We start from the raw sequence: 5,050 nt of genomic DNA, 5'->3' as shown, positions 1-5,050 counted from the left end.
CAAGGCCCCTTTCCGCGACGAGGCCGGCAAGAGCGTCGGCGTCATCACCTACAATCGCGACAGCACCGAGCAGAAGCGCACCGCGCAGCTCAAGAATGATTTCATTTCCACGGTCAGCCACGAATTGCGGACCCCGCTGACCTCCATCCGCGGCTCGCTTGGCCTGATTGCGGCCGGTGTGGCCGGCGAACTGCCGCCCAAGGCCGCCAATCTCGTCAACATCGCGCACACCAATAGCGAAAGGCTGGTTCTTCTCATCAACGACATTCTGGATATGGAGAAGATCGAATCGGGCGTGATCACCTTCAAGATCAAGCAGATGCCTGTCCGTCAGGTCCTGGAGCAGGCCATTGCCGCCAGCTCCAACTACATGGCTGACAGCCGGATCAGGATCGTTCTGATCGACGATGCGCCGCGCGCCGAGGCCAACATCGATCCGGATCGCCTGCATCAGGTGATGGCGAACCTCCTGTCGAATGCGATCAAGTTCTCGCATGCCGACGGTACTGTCACAGTGAAATTCCAGCGTCATGACCACGACATGCTGCGGATTTCCGTGATGGACCAGGGCGCTGGCATCCCGGAGGCTTTCCGCAGCCGTATATTCGGAAAGTTCGAGCAGGCCGACGCCTCCAGCACCCGTAAGATAGGCGGCACCGGCCTAGGCTTGAGCATCGTCAAGGCCATTACCGAAAAACTGGGCGGAGCCGTTTCCTTCGAAACCGAGGAAGGCAAGGGAACCTCGTTCCACGTGGACCTTGCAGAAGTACGCAGGCACCAACCAAGGCCGTATCCGCCACCGCACCTGAAACGAAAGCCCGATGGCCGCCTACGGGTTCTGATCTGTGAAGACGAGACCGACGTCGCCGCAGTAATTGCGGCACTCTTGGATGCGGAAGGCTTTTCCAGCGACGTCGCACCCGATATCGCCACCGCAAAGGCGCTTCTGCGGTCCCGCGAATACGTGGCCTTGACCCTCGACATCAAGCTCGCGGGGGAATCCGGCATCAAGCTCTTCCACGACATTAGGGCATCGCCGGTGAATTCCGACATTTCGGTCATCGTCATCTCCGCCGTTGCCGATGAGGCCAGGCGCTCGCTCAACGGCAGCGCCGTCGGTATCGTCGACTGGCTGGAGAAGCCGGTGGATTCAAAGCGGCTTCACGCCGCCCTTGCCAAGATCCTTGCTGGCAGGACCGAGCAGAGGCCGAAGATTCTCCATGTCGAGGACGATGAGGGCGTGCTTGCGGTGATGTCGGAGGGGTTGGGTTCGGGTGTCTCGATTACTTCGGCGAAGACGCTCAAGGACGCCCGGGAGGCGATCGCGCAGCATCTCTTCGACCTGGTTATCCTGGATATTGCACTCCCCGATGGCTCGGGGTTGGACCTGCTGGTCGATCTGCCGCTCGAGACCGGGGTCATCGTGTTTTCGGCGGCGGAGCTCGACCAGAAACTCGGTGATCGGGTTCAGGCCATCATGACCAAGACCAGGGCGTCGGAAATCGATGTGGCAAAGCTGGTCAGGAGCATGTTGGTTTCGCCCCGCACTCAACCTGCCGCGCACGCCGAGGAGTGACGCTCATGCCCGCAAGGATTCTCTATGTGGATGACGAGGACGATATCCGCGAAATCGCCCAGATGTCGCTGGAGCTCGAGCCGGAATTCGAGGTGCGGTCCTGCCCGTCCGGCATGCAGGCGCTGGTCGATGCCGCCGAATGGCGGCCCGATCTCATTCTGCTCGACGTAATGATGCCGGATATGGATGGACCGGAGACGCTGAGGCGCTTGGCCCAGTCTGGGCCGACGGCTTCGATACCCGTGGTGTTCATCACCGCGCGCACCCAGACGCATGAAGTCGAACGCTATCTGGCGATGGGGGCGGTAGGGGTGATCGCCAAACCATTCGACCCGCTTGCGCTTGCCGGTGAAGTCAAAAGATTGCTTCTATCGCGCGCCTGATCCGACGTTTGGCGTGGGCACCGAGCGCAGTCTGGCTGCAGACTGTGCGACGCCGTTCACGGCTCCTATACCATGTCGCCTTATTCATCTACTGATTGTGCCGAGGTGCAGGCGTAGCGAATCAGGTTGTCTATAATCGCGCAGCATCGGCGGAGCTCGGCGAGAGATTGAGAAGAATGTCTCTGTCTGCATGAACCGCGTTGGCGGATGTCGGTTCATGGATCAATCACTCCGGGGGGCAAGCGGCAAAACGAGGCGCGAACCGGAGCAAGGCTGATGAACGGAGCGAAGGCAAGAGTTCTGATTTGCGATGACGATCCCCTCTTGCTCGAACTGATGGAATTCAGGCTCAGGGCAAAGGGATACGAGGTCATCAAGGCCATAGACGGGGCGGAAGCGCTCTTGAAGGCGGAGCATGAGGCGCCGGACATCATCGTGCTCGATGCGATGATGCCCAAGGCCGACGGCCTGGAGGTTCTTGCCCGCATCAAGAGCGACCCGGCTTTGTCGGAAATCCCGGTTGTCATGCTGACCGCCCGCAAGGGCGAAAGGGACATCGTCTCGGCCCTTGAGAAGGGGGCCGACGACTACCTTGTGAAACCCTTCATTCCCGAGGAGCTGCTGGCCCGGCTTGCGCGCCTGCTGGCGCGCAAGAGCGGGAAACGCTGATGTGGCGCGGCCGGCGCGCCGTCATTGCGGCATGCGTTTTCCTGGCGGTTGAAACGGCGCCTGCCGCCGCGCTGGCCCAGGCGGTCGACGAACTGTACGCCTCCGGCGTCAAGGCCAGGCAAGCCCAGCATTTCGACGAATCGGCGAAGCTGCTGCGGCGTGCGCTGGCGCTCAAGCCCGACAATGCCGATGCCCTGGTGCAACTTGGCTTCGCCGAGCTTGGCCGCAACAATCTGCCGGCCGCGCGTGAAGCCTTTTCCAGGGCGCTTGCGCTTGCGCCGACCTATCTGGATGCCAGCTTCGGCATCGCTCAGGTCGAGTTCCGCTCCGGCAATCTGGACGCCGCGCTGCAACTGGCAGAAGAGGTGTCGCGTGCCGAGCGGGGCAATGCCGACGCGGCGACGCTTGTCGCCAACATCCGCAAGGCCCAGCAGGCCGACAGCAGCAAGCAGAAGCCTGCGACCGCGAGGAAGAAGCTGCGCCCGCCGCGGCCGGATCCTGTCGCCGGCCTGATGGAGAAGGGCCAGAGATTGCGGGCGGCGGGACAATTGCCCGAGGCGGAGAACGCCTATTGCCGCGCGCTCGGGCTGGCGCCTAAAAACACCGACATCCTGGTCGCCATGGGTCTCGTGGCGGGCTCCCAACAGAAATTCGACGAGGCCGGGCATTTCTTCGACCAGGCGCTGGCCATCAAGCCCGGCCTTCTCGACGCCCGCCTCGGCAAGGTCCGGCTGGCGATCTGGCAGGGCGACGTGCCGCGCGCCCGCGCGATGATCGATGATGTGCTTGGCACCGCGCCAGGCAACGCCGAGGCGATCGCCCTCGACGCACGGATTTCTTTGCTCGAGCGGGATTACACGCGGGCCGAGCAGTCGTTTCAGCGGGTGCTGGCGATTGATCCGCGCAATGCCGAAGCGCTGGTGGGAATCGGCGATGTGCGCCGCGCCCGTGGCGACGACGACGCCGCGCGCGATGCCTACCGGCAGGCGCTTGCCCTCGAACCCGGCTCGCGCGACATCGAGCAGAGACTGGCCGCACCACCGCCGCGCAAATGGCGGCTCGATATCGGTAGCGAAGTGAGCGACCTCACCGATGGACTTGGTGATTGGACAGACAGTTCGACCGGCCTTGCCTATCGGCTCACCCCGCAGACGACCATTTCGGGCCACACCCGGATGGCGACTCGCTACGGTCGCACCGATGTTCAGATCGACGGCCGCATCGACCAGGCCTTTTCGGCCACGGTTTCGGCCTATGTGCTGGCAGCGGCGACGCCGGATGCCGACTTCCTGGCACGATATTCGGTCGGGGCCGGCGCTTCGTGGCGGATCATGGCGCCCGCGAAAGCGCTCGGTCCGTTCTCGCTCAACATCGATGCTCGCTATGACAATTTCGCCACCGCCGAGGTCACCACAATCTCGCCTTGGGTGCAGGTCTATGTCCTGGACGGCCGGCTGGGGCTTTCGGCACGTTGGGTCCACGCAGCCGACGACATCGGCACGCGCGCCGATGGTTATGTCCTGCGAGCCGATGTTGCAGTTATCCCGAGCGTCAATGTGTTTGGTGGCTATGCGGATGCCCCCGAGATCTCCGACGGCTCGCTGGTGCCGACGCGTACCATCTTTGCCGGCATCTCCTGGGACGTTACCGATCCGCTGACGCTGCGCGGCAGCCTCGCCCATGAGCAGCGCCCGACATTCGACCGAACCACATTCGGGCTCGGCCTAACCGCGCGGTTCTGATCATGTTGTACATCTGGCACCTATCCATCCTGCTCAGTGCCCTTTCCCTGGCGATCATGCTTCTGCTGATCGTGCGTCGGGTATTGCAGGAGCGCCGGGGGACGGCGGGCGCCGATCAGCGGCGCCTTCTTCTGACGGCGCTGATCGCCTTCACCGAAAATCGGGATCGCGAGGCATTGAAGACGGCGCTGCTTGCGGTACCGGCGAGGGTGGCGATCGATGCCGGCTTCGAGTTTATTTCGCTGTTGCGTGGCGAGGAGCACGACGAGCTCCTTTCAGCCTTCAATGAATGTGGCCTGCCGACCCTTGTCGGCACCCAGCTTGAAAAAGGCAACGGCGCCGAACGCGTCCACGCGGCCGAGATGCTGGCGGCGCTGCGTTCGGAAAACGCGGTGGCAAACCTGCTTTCGGCGCTCGATCGTGACCGCTCGCGCGAAGTCAGGATCGCCGTCGCCATCGCGCTGTGTGATATTGGCGCCTTGCCGCCGCTGGTCGTAACGCTGCGCAAGATCGGCGTGGCGGGGCAGCGCTCGCGACGCCTGATCGAGCTTTTCAGGCGCTTTCCGCCAAAGCGGTTCGACGAGCTCAGGGATTACGCCGGACGTCAGGACGCGGTGCCTTTCATCAGGGCGGCCGCAATCGATGCGCTTGCCCGCAACGGCGGGGTTCCGGTTTGTGGG

4 protein-coding genes and 1 pseudogene are annotated in these 5,050 nt (G+C 63.1%); all 5 read left to right on the top strand.

Features of this window, described 5'->3' with window-relative positions; genetic code table 11:
• On the top strand, positions 1-1,576 hold a 1,576-nt coding region (locus EN906_RS22470), incomplete at its 5' end, for an ATP-binding protein (protein WP_127375381.1).
• A 5-nt stretch (positions 1,577-1,581) separates the two neighbouring features.
• The gene (locus tag EN906_RS22465; protein WP_127270165.1) at positions 1,582-1,959 is read left to right on the top strand and encodes a response regulator; all 378 of its coding nucleotides are present in this window, start codon (positions 1,582-1,584) and stop codon (positions 1,957-1,959) included.
• Positions 1,960-2,235: 276 nt separating this feature from the next.
• Entirely contained in the window at positions 2,236-2,628 is a 393-nt protein-coding gene (locus EN906_RS22460) for a response regulator (protein WP_127270163.1), read from the top strand.
• Entirely contained in the window at positions 2,628-4,370 is a 1,743-nt protein-coding gene (locus EN906_RS22455) for a YaiO family outer membrane beta-barrel protein (protein ID WP_127270467.1), read from the top strand. Before EN906_RS22460 ends, EN906_RS22455 begins: the two co-directional genes overlap by 1 nt.
• Before the next feature lie 2 nt (positions 4,371-4,372).
• Positions 4,373-5,050: pseudogene (locus tag EN906_RS22450) on the top strand (HEAT repeat domain-containing protein); the annotation flags it as partial.

It is taken from the genome of Mesorhizobium sp. M7A.F.Ca.CA.004.06.1.1, assembly GCF_003999135.1.
Classification (GTDB): Bacteria; Pseudomonadota; Alphaproteobacteria; order Rhizobiales; family Rhizobiaceae; genus Mesorhizobium.
Note: the sequence above shows the minus strand (reverse complement) of the source record. Positions and strands in the feature narration are given on the sequence as shown.